Source organism: Bacillus mesophilus (assembly GCF_011008845.1).
Classification (GTDB): domain Bacteria; phylum Bacillota; class Bacilli; order Bacillales; family SA4; genus Bacillus_BS; species Bacillus_BS mesophilus.
Genome location: NZ_JAAIWM010000002.1, coordinates 1 through 15,133 on the forward strand (window position 1 = coordinate 1; position 15,133 = coordinate 15,133).

Genomic DNA, 15,133 nt, shown 5'->3' on the forward strand with positions numbered 1-15,133 from the left:
TTTAATCAATCATATTTTTGAGCGGACAATCAATATATCATGTTTCATGAAATAGAGTCAAGATGAACTTTCTTCCAATTCACTGATCATCGATTTTCTTCAGTCACTCTTTAGAGACTCTTTAGAGCAGATAATCAATATAACATGTTTTATAGAAAAAAATCAACAAAAACTTTTCTTCGATTTAATTTATCATTGTTTTCTTAACTCTTTCAAGCGGATAATTAATATATCATGTTTTATAGAATAGATTCAATATGAACTTTCTTCCAATTGATTGATGATCATCTTTCGAGCGGAAGAATAATATATCATGTTGTCTTGGCTTCATTCAATATGAACTTGTTTCCATAGTTTATAAATGAGCACCATTATAATTAGAATCTGAATGGTTATTGTTATTAACGATACAAGTGTACCAAAAATATTTACAAAACAAAAAACCGAGCACAAACCTTAAGGTTCACACTCGATTCATATTATCTTTTCCCTATAGGATGATCTTTATAAGTAATCCAATCACTCCAGCTTCCTGCGTATAGCTTTACATCCTTATAACCTGCTTCTTTTAGAGCAAGGATATTAGGACAAGCTGTTACACCGGAACCACAGTATACGATTATGGATTGATGCTTTGGGATTTCCTCAAATCTTTTTTCATGATCTTTAGAGTCTTTCCAGGTTCCGCCGGAGTTTATATTATCTTGCCAGAAGTAATTCAGTGCCCCTGGAATATGTCCCGCTATTTTATCAATAGGTTCGACTTCGCCTTTAAACCTAGGTTCCTCTCTAGAATCAATCAAGGTAAGATGTTGATTATTAAGGCTAGACTTAACATCATCTACACTGACTAATAGTTGGTCCTGGATCGTTGGTCTAAAGTTTCTTTTAGTCATTTTAGGTACTTCAGATGACAGTGGTAGTTGCTGATTCTCCCAGCTTTTAAAGGAGCCATTCATAATGAATACATTCTCGTGTCCTAAATAGTTTAAAAGCCACCAGCATCTTGAAGCCATTGCCCCGTTTTGATCATCATAAGCAACTACTGTCACCTTTTCATCAATTCCCAGTTGGGACAGCTTATTAGCTAGTTCTTCTATATTAGGTAGGGGGTGACGACCGCCATGTTCTTTCACCGGTCCTGATAAATCCTTCTCTAAGTCTAAGTAAACGGCATTTGGTAAGTGCGATCTATTATATGCGTCTATCCCAGCCTGTGGGTTATTCAATTGAAACCTACAGTCAATCAATCTAACATTTTCGTCATTTAGGTGCTGAGCTACCCAATCCATTGATTTTAAATGCGACATTAAGAATTGGACCCTTGTTTTGTAACAAATTCTACAACCATGTCTGGCGTAACCAGCTTTCTTTGAGGAACTACGCCCTGCTTAGCTAGATTGTTTATTTCAACTGTAACTCGATTAATATGATCTGTCGTAAAATTTGATCCTTGTTTGTATAAACTAATTGCTTCTTCTATATACATCTCACGCAGTTGATCTAATTGTAAGAACTCCTTTAAAATCTCATGTTGCTTTGTTGAATGCTTTGTAATGGCATGATGCACACTCATGTAAATTCCCCTTTCTATAATAAACCACGTTTTTCCATTAGCTTCTTGACCCGCTCTTTCGGCGACCAACAGTTAAATTGGAAGTGCGGCTTAGTTTCAAATCCTAACCGAGAGCATTGATATAACATTTTACCTTCTCTTTTTTCAATCTGATAATGCATACAGGTTGCACAGGCATGAAAGGATTGTTGTTTGATTTTACTCTCCCCCTATCATCCTAAATCATGTGTGACACTTGGTCTTCAATCCTTCTTAGCTCTTGAACATCCATTTTATCTGACATGACATCAAATAATCCTTCAAAATAGTGATTAACTTCTATAGTAGCATGTTGCTCCCACTTCCCTGTTTGACTCATAAAGATTTCTAGGTAGTAGGCCGAGAGATCACTAAAATAGCCTTCTAAATAGTCACTAACTGGCTTTTGCAGAAGCTCTTCTAGTTCATCTCTTAACTTTTTCTTACCATCCTTCTCAAAGAATGACTTTGCATTTTTAAAGGTCGAAAGTGGTTTTGCTAATTGACTTTTATCTAAAGTATCAGCAATTGTTTTAAGTTCAGGTATGTCTATTTTATCAGGATTGATAAACGTTAATTCTAAGGATTCATGAATGTGGTTTACCTTTTGATTTGCTTTTTGATGTACAAATTGTAATTGATTCTTTAGGAAGCCCTCGATTCTCACACTAGTAGCCCTTAGCTCCTGCAATAAATCAAACGCAACAAATTCAAGCAATTCATCTAAACAGTCCACTAATGCCTGCTTTATATTTTTATTATCATCTAAAAGAACGGAAGGATGGAAGGATTCATTGTACATACCTGTAAACCTTTGGAACAAACGTTGTTTTACGTAATAAAGTAATTCTTTTAGTTCCATTTGTATTGCCTTTTTTGCAGAATCGATTTCAATCTGTTCTAGGATGGTTAGGATCTCCTGCTGCTCTTTTAATAATATATTCTTTCTTGCCTCTTTCTCATCATTTCCAATCGTGGCCATTTGAATATATTCATTTACAACTTGATGCACTCTTATTAGATCTAATTGAGCGGATGTAATCGTAAGCTCTGTTAGTTCATGCTCAATAAAATGCTTAAACTCATCCTCAAACGTTATAATTCCTGAGTTTGACATCACACTTTGATCTTGAACGGAGTGGCCCTCTTTTTCCTTTAGTGCAAGTAAGCTTGAAACTGGATACAGTCTTGGGTTACGAATACCATAAGATAAGAGTTGGGTATTCACATAATTCTTTACAATTTGTAGCTCTTCTTTAGATGAGGCTAAGTCTGCAGCATTAATCATAAAGAACATTTTATCAAGCTCAAACGCATCCTTAACACGGCCAAGCTGAATTAGAAATTCACGGTCCGCCTTAGAAAACGCATGATTGTAGTAGGTAACAAAAAGGATTGCATCTGCATTCTTGATATATTCAAACGCTACTCCTGTATGTCGAGCATTAATGGAATCGGCACCTGGAGTATCAACTAATGTGATTCCTTGCTTGGTAAGCTCACACTCATAATAGACCTCAATCCATTCAACAAAGCATGATTTTTCTTCATTTGCTACAAAGTCCTTAAATTCTTCTAGATCTACATATTTCAAATTACCTAGATCATTCTTTATATTTTGATAACCTTTTAGAACTGCATGTAAAAAGCTATAGTGAGGCTTTTGTCTAGGGTCGATATTCTCTAGCTTTAGTATTACTGGAATTTGCTCAATAGCTTCTGCAAGAGTTGTAAAGGAATATTGAAAGAATTTCAGAGAAAATGCCAAATCTGTTTCAAGCTGCTTTTCATCCTTCAACTGTACTCTTACTGTACCATGAGGAAACTCCTCTGTTACAGGCTTTATTTTGTTTATTGTTGCTGTAGTCGGATTCGGTGACACTGGAAGAAGCTTTGTTCCCATTAAGGCATTTGCAAACGAAGACTTTCCAGCACTAAATGCACCAAACAAAGCAACAGAAAACGATTGATTTGATAAACGTCCCGCTTTTTCTTTAAGCTGTTGGACAACTGTTTGAAGACCTTTAATTTGTTGAACAGACTCTGTTACTGTATAGATTTTGGAAACCATTTCTGACGCATTAACTTGCTGTGATTGTATCTCAGCAGGTACATCTGACGTACTTGGCTCCACTTGCTCCTTTTCAGTATTCTTCTTAAAACTAGTATCTACAGAACCTTTTTTATAAAGTAGAGAACTTAAAAGGCGTTCTTTTTCTTTTTCAAGACTTTCCTTAGGTCCATTTTCTAATAGGTCTACAAGATAATTTTTAACACGTTGAATTTCCTGTGAGCGTTTCTGTAATTTTTGAAGCGCTTCTTTATATTCACTGTAATGTGTTAACTCCTGCTGAAGCTTCTTTACTTTTTCATGTGATTGGGAAGAAAGCTCCTCCACCCAATTCTCCATAATCTTCATTGCTTCTGCTCTATATTTCCTCTTACACTCGGCTGCCACATCGTTCGTAAAGTTTAAGATAGCATCACCCGTGACTTTTGCACCCTTTTTCACTAAATTCCGAAGATCTTGACCCTCGATGGGTACTTCCAACTGATAAACATCATTAAGTAATCTCTCGTCCAGTCCATTTTTCTTACAAAATCTAGTGAGTAAATCCTTTATGTGCCAGTCAATTTGAGCATTGACCTTCTCCATCAAATCTGTATGAAAGGCCTGTAACCGTTCCTCTTTTTCCTTTTCTGTTTTTTGTTTAGAAAAGATTAGGCCAACTTTAAACTCTGGCTGTTCGCTCTCTAAAAACAGTTTTGCCAATTCTCTTGTTTGGAAAGGCATGATATAAGCGTTGTCTAGTAGCTTATTTATATTTTGCTGAAATTCTGTCTTCGCTTCTTCAGCTTCCATACCTAAAGCATGTATATCATTTTCGATTTCTTCTATCTTAGTAGAGATGTTCTTTCTTTCTACGCTTGTTAATGTTGAAAGCTTTTCTTCCCATTTAAGCGCTACTTCACTGTCTTGATCCTCTAGCCAATCTATATGGTCCATAACAAGGTTTTTAGCAGAATCTGCAATTCCTTTTACGAACGATTGATGTCTAGATTCCCAAACAGATGACAGAAGATCCTTAACCTCTTGTAACTGGTTAATCGGTAGATCTTTATCTCTTAAACTAGTATAGAAAATGCCGTTTGGATAGACACCCCAATCATGAAAGGCCTGTAATACCCCTTCTTTAAAATCGCTGAAAGGAAGTTCACTTTCCTGATGTTTATCAACCTGGTTAATGATTAAATACAAAGGCTTGTTCATCTCTTGTAGCTTTTTCGTAAAATGAAAGCTTACTTCTGATTGAACATGATTATAGTCCATCATATAAAAGATTAGATCTGCTAAATGAAGCGCTGACTCTGTTGAAATACGGTGTGCATCATCTACTGAATCAATTCCTGGTGTATCCAAAATGGTTACATCATCAGGAATAAATGAAGACTTTGTTCCGATTTCTACCCATTCTACCGCTTCACCGTCCATACAATACCCTTTAATCTCATCGATATCGTAAGGAGCTGGAAATTCAACTACTTCCCCATTAAACAAATAAATTCTTGCTATCTCTTCTCCAGACCGAACCTTTACTAAGTTCGCACTCGTTGGAATAGGACTAGCTGGAAGTATTTCATGACCTGCTATTTCATTGATCATGCTTGATTTCCCTGCTGAAAAGTGTCCACAAAAGCCAATGCTATATTCACGGTCTGAAGCCTTTTTAACTAATTGCTTCATTTTCTTTGAAAGTTCATTATTTCCTGCTTTTTCAAGCTCTAAGTATAGCCCTGTAAGGTTTGTAAGTAAGTCTTCCTGCGTTTTTATTTGAACAGATTCTAGCTTTTGAGTCATACCATATTCAATCCCCTTTTTGCCGATAAACATTTCTAATTATTCATTTTACTGTAAATATCTTTATTTTCATATAAGAAAACACGATAAAAAGGCTAGAAATCTCATCTAGCCCTTTATGGTTCCTATATTATTTTAATCGGATTGGAGAAAAGCGTGAAACCTTTTCAAATTTTTCATCATAGTTGGTAGCTGATAACAATGCTTTTTCTTCCAAAGGTATACGGATAGAGAGGATCCACAAGTTTAAAGCAGTAAATAATATCGCTGTCCAATATGCCTCAAACAAGATGGGAATCAGGATAATTTCTATACCCACGATGAGATAATTAGGATGCCTTATAAATTTATAGGGTCCTTTCTTGACGATTTCAGCATTAGGTAAGACTATGATTTTCGTATTCCAGTACTTACCGAGTGATGTTAATGCCCATACTCTTAATAACTGCGTTAAGCAAAATAAACTAAGTAACGCGGGCCAAACTGGAGAGATTTCTTTATCTAACCAGGTTACCTCAAAAAGTACTCCCATGAAAAATGCTGAATGCATAAGGACCATTAATGGATAATGTTCTTGCCCAAATTCGATGGCACCTTTTGATTTCATCCACTGTTCATTTTTTTTAGCAATTAATAATTCCGCTAGCCTTTGTAGCACAATAAAGACTAAAAATAGGTAAAAAACCATCTAAATTCCCCACTTCACTAGTAATAGCTCTGAGCTAAACCCTGGTCCCAGGGCAGCTATTAATCCATAATCACCGGCAGAAAGATCTTGTTGCATGAATTCATTTAGCACATAATAGACCGTTGCTGACGACATATTACCGTGCTGCTGTAGTACTTTTTGAGAAAGTCTCGTATGTTCCTTGTTGAAGCCTAGTGCATCCTCATATGCTTGGATGACTTTCTTTCCACCAGGATGTGCAATAAAGTGGTTGATATCAGATAGCTTTAATCCATGCTTCTGTAAAAGTTCTTCTACATTCGGTTTTAACCACTCTGTGACAATAGTTGGAATATCTTTTGAAAAGATGACATACAGACCTTCATTTTTCACATCCCATCCCATAACATCCTCAGAATCAGGCATTAGCGTTGACTGAGTATCCAAGATGTAAGGAATAGTGGTCTTCGTTTTTGCTTCAGCTTGATTCCCTGAAAGAAGTACTGCAGCTACTCCATCCGCAAAAAGAGATGTACCAATTAAATTACTTTTTGATCGGTCATTTCGTTGAAAAGTAAGACCACATAACTCCACTGCCACTACAAGTACCTTTGCTTCTGGATATGCTAGACAATAATCATAGGCTCTGGATAATCCAGAAGCTCCCCCCGCACACCCAAGACCCCAAATAGGAATTCTTTTTGTATGAGGGGAAAAAGGTAAATGGTTCATAATCTTAGCATCTATACTTGGGGTAGATAAACCTGTTGTCGAGATAAAAAAGATGGCATCAATTTCACGATAATCTACATCCTCGTGTAAAAAACTTTTATTGGTAAGACAGTTTTCAATGGCTTCAATGCTATAATCGACCGCGTGCTCTATGTATGCATTATTTCGCTCCTCAAAGGTATGGTCTTTTTTAAACCACTCTAAATCCTTAGCGAAATTACGCTTTTCAATTTGTCCATTTTCAAACACTGTCAAAAGCCTAGAAATATCCTTAAACGATTCTTGAAAGAGTTCACGGGCAAATTCCACAGTCGTTCCTTGCGTTAATGAATGAGGCGGTACACAAACACCAACGGAGGTGATCTTAGGCATAAAATGTCTCCTTCTAGATTCTAATTTTTATTATTTTTTCTATAAATTGTTAAAATATGCATATATTTTTCGTATAACATTATCGGATATCTAAGTTTATATGTTAAAAAAATGCATAAAAAAAAGCTTCCCGGAACAGGGAAGCTAACGTTTTGGAGAATATTGTTGTTGTTGTGCAGTTTTATTATAACGCATAAGGTAGTTTGTTACATCTCGTAAATTTTGGAAAGTACTCTGTTTGTATTATGTTGTTTCCTCAATAGCAGCTAAATACAGGATTTCTTGAAGTACTTCCTCTCTCTTTTTGTTAACCTTTTCAAAGTCCATTGATTGCTTATAATAATCCTCTAATCGGTCGTGAAGTCGCTTCGCCTCACTTAGAAAATTAGTTGCTAATGTCATTTTTGTTTGGTACGCCATATTAAGCTCGCCGATCTCTTTTTTATGCGTTTCTTCGATACTTGTATCCATACAAAGACGGAACATATCTACAACAATATCGTTTAAACGAAAAGGATCCACAACATGAGGGGCTGTTCCATCGACAATCGCAACACTTAGTGTTGGAATAATAACCATATCGATACTGTTCGGATCAAACGCGCATGGGTAATATTCTACAGACAGACCCTCAGCTTCTGCGTGGCGTCCAATTTTCTTCATTAGAGTAGACTTACCACTACCAGGTCTTCCTTTAATAATATATCTTTTCGATAAATCTTCTGTAATATTGTCAATAAAATTAACAGCTCCATTTGGTGTTGCTGCCCCGAAAAAGCGCTTTGTCACCTTAGGATTTTTATCCTTCTCAAAAGGTGGAGTGAATATAGATCGCATCAAGTCTTCTGTTATAACATTTGCTTTGTCAAAATCCATGGAACTCAAATAAATATCTTCTTTGTTTAGGTGAATTTCCTTTGCTTCCTTCATCGTTTGATAGGCAGCCTTAAAATTAGTGCTGATATCATTGGTAAGAGAAATAATGGTACTTTTAAATTTCGCCAAGTAAGCATCGTTTCGGTATGCCCCTAGGTCAATCATTGTCTCTACCACACCAGGATATTTAGGTTCAATAATATGAGGTGCTGTACCATCAAATATCCCTACTTTAATTTTAGGAATTATAATTCCGTCTATCGACTTATTATCACTAGAGCAATGTAAATACTCTAAATCTAAGCCTTTATCCATTAGAATTAACCCAATTTTTCTCATAAAGGAAGATTTACCGGTACCAGGTCCCCCCTTAAGTATATAGACTCTATCAAGATCACTTGTAGCTTGATCATATAAGGAATAAAATCCTTGACTTGAATTTGATCCAGCATAAAAATTCTTAATTCCCATTAACACCATCTCCTTCGTCATACTAGAAGAAACGCCTACTGTTAGACTATGGGGATTGTAAAGATGTGTGACAGTGAGGAAAGCCTATCGATTAATTACATAAACATTGCCTCTTTATACACAGGACTTACGTTCTAGTACATGTTTCTGAAAAAAAGGCTGTATTAAAGACCAGTGTTGATTGTAGTGGAAGGACGCGAGTGTAAAGGAACCTCTACTAAAGGCTGCCACGTCCTGTGGCAAACGTAGAGGTCAGCACATCCTGTGCAAGCGCGGGAGAGCGGGTCACGGGAGACCCCACAGGCGCACCTTTCGCCGAGGAGGCTCACGGACTCGCCCGCGGAAAGCGAGTGTCCTGTAACGAAAATCAACAACAGGTTAGCACAGCCTTAAAAAAGAAACCTGTTCAGAATCTGAACAGGTTTAAAATTATTCATATTAAAATCCTTGGATGGTCATTCCACCATCAACATAAAGTGTCTGTCCGGTTATATAAGAAGCAGCATCTGAACAAAGAAACACTGCAGGCCCAACTAGTTCCGGTAGTTCACCAACACGTTTTAAGGGCGTGACAGAAAGAATCTCGTTTACATAACTTTCATCTTGAAGCAACTTTTCAGTTAACGTGGTTTTAAAATACCATGGACCAATTGAATTAATGTTGATTCCATATGCCCCCCACTCTAGTGATAGTACTTTTGTCATTTGGATGAGAGCCGCTTTTGATGCAGCATAAACTACACCAGTTCTGAGGGCAACATGCCCCGCTACTGAAGCAATATTAACAATCCTACCCCTTGTACCAGCTTCCTTCATTCTGTTTCCAACTTCTTGCGAAAACATGAAAGCCGATTTTAAATTGGTATCCATGATTTTCTGCCACTCTTCGTCTGTCACATCTGAAGCCTTTGAACGTATATTCATACCAGCATTATTAATTAGAATGTCAATTTTAGAGAATTGCTCCACTACATTATTCACAGCACGTTGAACGTCTTCTCGACTTGTTACATCTGTTTTAAGTACAAGGGCACGTCTTCCCATGTTATGTATGTGATCCGCTACTTCTTTTAAATCCTCTTCTGTTCTTGAAAGAATGGCTACATCTGCACCAGCTTCTGCTAGGCCAATTGCGATTGCTCGGCCAATCCCTCTTCCCGCACCTGTTACAATTGCTACTTTCCCTTCAAGTTGAAATGATGGTAAATACATAAACTTCCTCCTTATTAGTTATTGCCGTCTATAATAAGTTCTAATTCTCCACTATGAGGGTCAATGATTAAACCATGCACTAGTACATGTTCAGGTAATAATGGATGATTTTTAATGGTATGAACAGATTCTCTCACACTTTGCTCTACACTTTCAAAACCCCTTAGAAAGGCATCAATGTTGATCCCAGCGTGTTTCAAGGCGCTAATTTTCTCAGCAGCCACACCTGCTTCTACCGCTTTTTCTAAAATCGGAGTCGCATGCATCCCTGTCATTCCACAATCTCGATGACCTATAACAAACACTTCTTCTGCATATAGACTATAGACAGCCACCAAAATGCTCCTCATTACACTTCCAAACGGGTGAGATACAAGAGCGCCGGCATTCTTTATGATTTTAGCATCTCCGTTGCAAATGCTCATAGATTTAGGCAATAATTCTACCAATCTAGTGTCCATACAAGTTAGGATGACCATCTTTTTTTCAGGATATTTTGTGGTGTTAAATGTTTCATATTCTTTATTTTCAACAAATTGTTTATTGTAATCTATAATTTCAGCAAGTCTAGATGACATGACATCCCCCGTACAACCATTCTATGTGTATTGTATTATCTTAAACTATAGCCTATATTCCTGACAACAATGATTATACTGTTAGAAAAACTTGGCTAGCACCAAGCCCTTTGATGACAGTGATTGGTTATTGTTTCTAATTCAATATCTTTCTATTACATAAAAAAAGAGATGGGAAGCTCCTCTCCATCTCTATCTATGGGTTATTCTTTTTCTTTAATAATCAGTGTTTGACCAGTATAGATCTTGTTTGATTTTAGGTTATTTAGTTCTTTTAAATCAGCTACGGTTGTTTTATATTTTTTAGCAATGCTGTAAAGAGTATCTCCTTTTTTGATCTTTATGACTAGATCTGGGTGTACCTGAAGTATTTGACCTACATAGATTTTATTATCTTTTAAATGGTTCATTTCTTTAAGCTTGGTAACAGATGTTTTGTACTTTTTAGCTAGTGAGAATAGAGTATCTCCTTTTTTAATGACGATTTCATTCGTATCTTTTACCTTTAGGCTCTTCCCGGCATAAATCTTGTTTGACTTCAGTCCGTTTACTAACTTGAGGTCTTCTACAGTCATCTTGTTTTTATTTGCAATCGAGTAGAGAGTATCCCCCTTTTTAATCACAACATTTGATGCAGCATCAGCTAGCTGCACCCCCGAGAATCCTAACGTTAGCATTAGACCTAGTGACATTGTGGCTATAAATTTTTTCATAGATGTTTCCTCCTGTTGGTTAATATACATTCAAATAGTAAGACGGTATTACATAATTCGAAGTTACAGGAGGATGAGCCCGAATATCGTTTTAAAACAATAAACTCACTTGTAGACACAAAAAAGGCCAATCCAAATTGAATTGACCTTTACATTTGTTACCCTAAGTTATAGATAGCGTTATATTTCTTCTGTAAATACTCTACTAAGTATTGAGCATTTAAGCCCTCACCCGTTACATCTTGTAAGATTTCAAGTGGCTTCTTCATACGACCATGACGGTGAACCTTTTCTGTTAACCACTCTCTAACGGCCATTAGGTTACCTTCTTCAACAAGCTGATCGAAGTTAGGAAGATCCTTTAACATAGCTTCTTTAATTTGTGCCGCATACATATATCCTAGTGCATAAGAAGGGAAGTAGCCGAACGCTCCACCAGACCAGTGAACATCCTGAAGAACCCCTTGTGCATCATTTTCTGGACGCACGCCTAAATATTCTTCCATTTTATTGTTCCAGATTTCTGGTAGGTCCTTTACTTCAATTTCATCATTGAACAAACCTTTTTCGATTTCATAACGAACCATTACATGAAGTGGATACGTTAATTCATCAGCCTCAATACGAATAAGTGAAGGCTTTGATTCATTAATAGCTAGGTAGAACTCCTCTAATGACACATCATTAAATTGACCTTCTGCATATTGCTTAAATAGATCATAGTTTTTCTTCCAGAAAGGAAAGCTTCGACCTACAAAGTTTTCATAGAATAAAGACTGGGATTCATGGATACCCATTGACGTACCACCACATAATGGAGTGCCAATTAAGTCTTTTGAAACGTTTTGCTCATATAGAGCGTGACCACATTCATGGATTGTTCCAAACACTGCCGATCTAAAGTCAGCTTCATCATATTTTGTTGTTACACGAACATCTCCAGGATTTAAACCAGTGGCGAACGGGTGAACCGTTTCATCTAAACGACCTGAATTGAAGTCATAACCAAGCTCTTTTAGAACAGCTAAACTAAAATCACGCTGTTTATCCTTTGGAAATGGTTGATATAAGAAATCTGTCTTAGGTTTATTTGGAGAATCAGCAATTGCTTGTACTAGTGGTACAATATTGCTACGTAATTGAGCAAACACTTTGTCTAGTACTTCAACAGTTACACCTGGCTCAAAGTCATCTAGAAGAGTATTATATTTGTTACCCTCATATCCCCAGTAGCCAATAAACTTTTTATTAAAATCAACCAGCTTTTCTAAATAGGGCTGGAAAGATGCAAAATCAGACGCTTCCTTAGCAGTCTCCCAAGCAGATTCTGACTTTGATCTAAGTATTACATACTCTTTATATTCTGCAGCTGGAATCTTTTTGTTTCTTTCAAATTCCTTTTTGCACTCTGCAACAGATTTCTTCGTGATTTCAGAGATTTCCGCTTCAGCCTCTGGGCTTGATAGGATCTGTATGAACTCTTCCATTTTATCGGAAGTAGATAATGCAAACACTTCAGAAGAAAGCATCCCTAATACTTCTGAACGCTGTTCAACTCCATTTTTGGGTGCACCTGTTCTAAGGTCCCAATGAATAAGTCCAATTGCTTCACTGTAGGCACTCATTTTTTTTACATGCTCTAAAAAGTCTTGTTCAACTTGTTGAAATTTACTCATTTTCATTCCTCCCTATTTATATAATAATTCTATCTTTTTAGTTAATATCCTCTTAAATCATGATAGGTTTTGTTGGACATACGTTGATAACTTCGTCTATTACACTATTGTCAGTTGAATCTGACATCATGATTGTAATCATTCCTTGATCTTCTTGAGTTCGTATTAACCGTCCGATACCTTGTCTTAATCTCAACAGCATATAAGGAATCTCAATTTCTTTTTGATAATCCATCACTGTCTTCTTCTTAGATTGGAATACCGGATCCTGTGGAGGAAAAGGTAGTGACCAAATAATCACATTGGACAAGGATGGCCCTGGTATATCTAAGCCCTCCCATAAGTGTACGGCACAAAGTATGGATTCCTCATCATTTTGGAATGTCGATACTAGTTCACTGATTTCTTTGTCGCCTTCAAAAAGGTAGGAATACTCCTGATCATCCTTTACCGCACCCTTAAATTGCTCTAACTCGTCGCGTGTATTAAACAGCAAAAGAGCTCTACCTTTAGTTATAGCAATTTGCGCTTTAGCTGTCTCAAGTTTACTCTGAAACAGGTTTTCATCCTCAACCTTTTTCATGAAGATTTCCATTTTCTCTTCATAATCAAAAGGAGACTCAACAATAAAGGAAGCAAATTGTTTAATTCCTAAGCTTCTAGCAATATAGTCGAATTCGCCATTTTGAGATAGTGTTGCAGAAGAAAATACAAACGGTATTCTTTGCGAAAACACCTGTTCACTCAATACTTCTTGAACAGTTCTAGGCATGATCACCAAATGAAAGCTCTCATCATCAGGCTCAACCCATGAGATTACTTCTTCAGTCTTTAAAAATAGTTGTAGGGAATGCTCTAGTTGATCTAAATGCTCTTCAACAATTTTCAAATCATAATGGTTGATTGTATGTAATTCGCCTTCAAACACTAACGCTTCCCCTATCTCAACAATTCTTTTGTATAAAACCTGAGCGGTCTTTAGAAGGGAAGGTGGAAACGTAATTTCTAAACGATTAGATCCTTTAACTGAAGAACTATTCAGCTTTAACTCATGAAAGAATTCTTCATTATCAGTAAGTGCCTGTTCTACTAAATAAGCAAATTCTTCTCTTAAGTCGTTTCCTAATAAACGTGTTAATAGCTCTTCCAACGTTCTTTCTTTGACACGGAATGTAAGTGCTTTTTGTGCAGCAAACTCTACAAGATGACCTTCATCAAACACTACACAGCTCGCTTCAGGTAATAAAGGTAACTGACCTTCTCTTTTTCTAGATTCCGCTGTCCAGATATGCTCCATGTAGAAATCATGAGAACAGATAATAATATCAGTTGCTTTTCGATAAAAATCTCTTGAAAGAGTCTGACCACAACGGTGTCTCTTTGAGCAAGCAAAGCAATCCTGAAAAGGGTCCCATGCGACGTTTGTCCATTCATCATCTGAAAAATGCGCATAGTCCTTTCTGTCTCCATAGTGGAAGAACTTTTGTAGTCCATTATGATCATGAACAAATCCCGGAAGCTCATCAAACAGATCTTCTTCTTTGTCCGATGCTCCCGTAGACATTCTCTCATCTAATTTATTTAAACAAAGGTACTGATCCTGTGACTTTGCTAATCTTGCATCTACTTGTATGTTAAGGAATTTATCTATTTTAGCAATGTCGCCTTCCTTCTTAACTAGCTGCTCAATTAGTGTTTCATCTGCACATGCGATAATCGCTGGCTTTCCCGTAAATCTTGCATAGCAAACAGCATACAACAGGTAGACTAGTGTCTTTCCTGTTCCAACACCTGCTTCTGCAAAGATGACTTGCTTGTCACGGAATGCTTTTTCTAGCTGAAACGCCATAAAAATTTGTTCGTCACGAAGTTCAAATCCTGCATCAGGCAATATGTCGTAAAACACATCCCCAATCCACTCATTTAATTTATTATAAAAATTATCCGTTTTCCCTATTTCAAAAGGAAGTTTTTGTCCCATCATCAATCTATAACCCTCCAACTACCAGTTAGCACCTTTTATATGGCAACATTAAAATTCGATATTTCTTTGGTAAAACCTTTTTTATAGGTCATTTGAAGACTTAATTAGGAGTAGTTCCCGCTTTTATCTCCATTACAACCTATTATTAGAAAAAATAAAAGTTTTCCCAAAGGGAAAACTGCTCAGCCATTTGTATATTTTAAATACTTTTTATCTATGGATGTTGCATGTGAAATGGCGTTCATTAAATGCTCATTAGCCTCCATAATGGCACCATTTACTGAATCTAGATGATGTAGATCTGTGTCAATTAACTTATTTGTATCATCTATTGCTTTCTTAATTTTACTAAAATCTAAAGGATCACATAACATTTTTTCTCACTCCCGCTAAATTTTA

12 protein-coding genes are annotated in these 15,133 nt (G+C 36.6%); all 12 read right to left on the bottom strand.

The window, feature by feature from the left end:
- Positions 1–479 precede the first annotated feature (479 nt).
- Positions 480–1,310, bottom strand: a complete 831-nt coding sequence (locus G4D63_RS05200; RefSeq protein WP_163178450.1) for a sulfurtransferase — start codon at positions 1,308–1,310, stop codon at positions 480–482.
- Positions 1,310–1,576, bottom strand: a complete 267-nt coding sequence (locus G4D63_RS05205) for a YpbS family protein (RefSeq protein WP_163178452.1) — start codon at positions 1,574–1,576, stop codon at positions 1,310–1,312. The genes G4D63_RS05200 and G4D63_RS05205 overlap by 1 nt, the downstream gene beginning before the upstream one ends.
- A 217-nt stretch (positions 1,577–1,793) precedes the next feature.
- Positions 1,794–5,453: a dynamin family protein gene (locus G4D63_RS05215; RefSeq protein WP_163178454.1), complete on the bottom strand. Its 3,660-nt coding sequence runs from the start codon at positions 5,451–5,453 to the stop codon at positions 1,794–1,796.
- Positions 5,454–5,583: 130 nt separating this feature from the next.
- Positions 5,584–6,141, bottom strand: a complete 558-nt coding sequence (locus G4D63_RS05220; protein WP_163178456.1) for an isoprenylcysteine carboxyl methyltransferase family protein — start codon at positions 6,139–6,141, stop codon at positions 5,584–5,586.
- Positions 6,142–7,224: a type III polyketide synthase gene (locus G4D63_RS05225; RefSeq protein WP_163178458.1), complete on the bottom strand. Its 1,083-nt coding sequence runs from the start codon at positions 7,222–7,224 to the stop codon at positions 6,142–6,144. It abuts the gene before it with no gap.
- Positions 7,225–7,467: 243 nt separating this feature from the next.
- A complete protein-coding gene (locus tag G4D63_RS05230; protein WP_239585914.1) occupies positions 7,468–8,571 on the bottom strand; it encodes a PRK06851 family protein in 1,104 nt (367 codons plus the stop codon).
- Positions 8,572–9,009: 438 nt separating this feature from the next.
- Positions 9,010–9,783, bottom strand: a complete 774-nt coding sequence (locus G4D63_RS05235; protein ID WP_163178460.1) for an SDR family NAD(P)-dependent oxidoreductase — start codon at positions 9,781–9,783, stop codon at positions 9,010–9,012.
- A 14-nt stretch (positions 9,784–9,797) separates the two neighbouring features.
- Entirely contained in the window at positions 9,798–10,361 is a 564-nt protein-coding gene (locus G4D63_RS05240; protein ID WP_163178462.1) for a beta-class carbonic anhydrase, read from the bottom strand.
- 203 nt (positions 10,362–10,564) lie between these two features.
- Positions 10,565–11,074: a LysM peptidoglycan-binding domain-containing protein gene (locus tag G4D63_RS05245; RefSeq protein WP_163178464.1), complete on the bottom strand. Its 510-nt coding sequence runs from the start codon at positions 11,072–11,074 to the stop codon at positions 10,565–10,567.
- 158 nt (positions 11,075–11,232) lie between these two features.
- A complete protein-coding gene (locus G4D63_RS05250) occupies positions 11,233–12,750 on the bottom strand; it encodes a carboxypeptidase M32 (protein ID WP_275580270.1) in 1,518 nt (505 codons plus the stop codon).
- Positions 12,751–12,802: 52 nt separating this feature from the next.
- Entirely contained in the window at positions 12,803–14,734 is a 1,932-nt protein-coding gene (locus G4D63_RS05255; RefSeq protein ID WP_163179441.1) for an ATP-dependent DNA helicase, read from the bottom strand.
- Between the two features lie 182 nt (positions 14,735–14,916).
- Positions 14,917–15,108: a DUF3921 family protein gene (locus G4D63_RS05260; protein WP_163178468.1), complete on the bottom strand. Its 192-nt coding sequence runs from the start codon at positions 15,106–15,108 to the stop codon at positions 14,917–14,919.
- Between the last annotated feature and the right edge of the window lie 25 nt (positions 15,109–15,133).

What these genes read in the sequence shown, in the direction of transcription:
- G4D63_RS05200 (WP_163178450.1), bottom strand. Translation starts at nt 1,310, where the DNA reads ATGTCGCATTTAAAATCAATGGATTGGGTAGCTCAGCACCTAAATGAC.
- G4D63_RS05205 (WP_163178452.1), bottom strand. Translation starts at nt 1,576, where the DNA reads ATGAGTGTGCATCATGCCATTACAAAGCATTCAACAAAGCAACATGAG.
- G4D63_RS05215 (WP_163178454.1), bottom strand. Translation starts at nt 5,453, where the DNA reads ATGACTCAAAAGCTAGAATCTGTTCAAATAAAAACGCAGGAAGACTTA.
- G4D63_RS05220 (WP_163178456.1), bottom strand. Translation starts at nt 6,141, where the DNA reads ATGGTTTTTTACCTATTTTTAGTCTTTATTGTGCTACAAAGGCTAGCG.
- G4D63_RS05225 (WP_163178458.1), bottom strand. Translation starts at nt 7,224, where the DNA reads ATGCCTAAGATCACCTCCGTTGGTGTTTGTGTACCGCCTCATTCATTA.
- G4D63_RS05230 (WP_239585914.1), bottom strand. Translation starts at nt 8,571, where the DNA reads ATGGGAATTAAGAATTTTTATGCTGGATCAAATTCAAGTCAAGGATTT.
- G4D63_RS05235 (WP_163178460.1), bottom strand. Translation starts at nt 9,783, where the DNA reads ATGTATTTACCATCATTTCAACTTGAAGGGAAAGTAGCAATTGTAACA.
- G4D63_RS05240 (WP_163178462.1), bottom strand. Translation starts at nt 10,361, where the DNA reads ATGTCATCTAGACTTGCTGAAATTATAGATTACAATAAACAATTTGTT.
- G4D63_RS05245 (WP_163178464.1), bottom strand. Translation starts at nt 11,074, where the DNA reads ATGAAAAAATTTATAGCCACAATGTCACTAGGTCTAATGCTAACGTTA.
- G4D63_RS05250 (WP_275580270.1), bottom strand. Translation starts at nt 12,750, where the DNA reads ATGAGTAAATTTCAACAAGTTGAACAAGACTTTTTAGAGCATGTAAAA.
- G4D63_RS05255 (WP_163179441.1), bottom strand. Translation starts at nt 14,734, where the DNA reads ATGATGGGACAAAAACTTCCTTTTGAAATAGGGAAAACGGATAATTTT.
- G4D63_RS05260 (WP_163178468.1), bottom strand. Translation starts at nt 15,108, where the DNA reads ATGTTATGTGATCCTTTAGATTTTAGTAAAATTAAGAAAGCAATAGAT.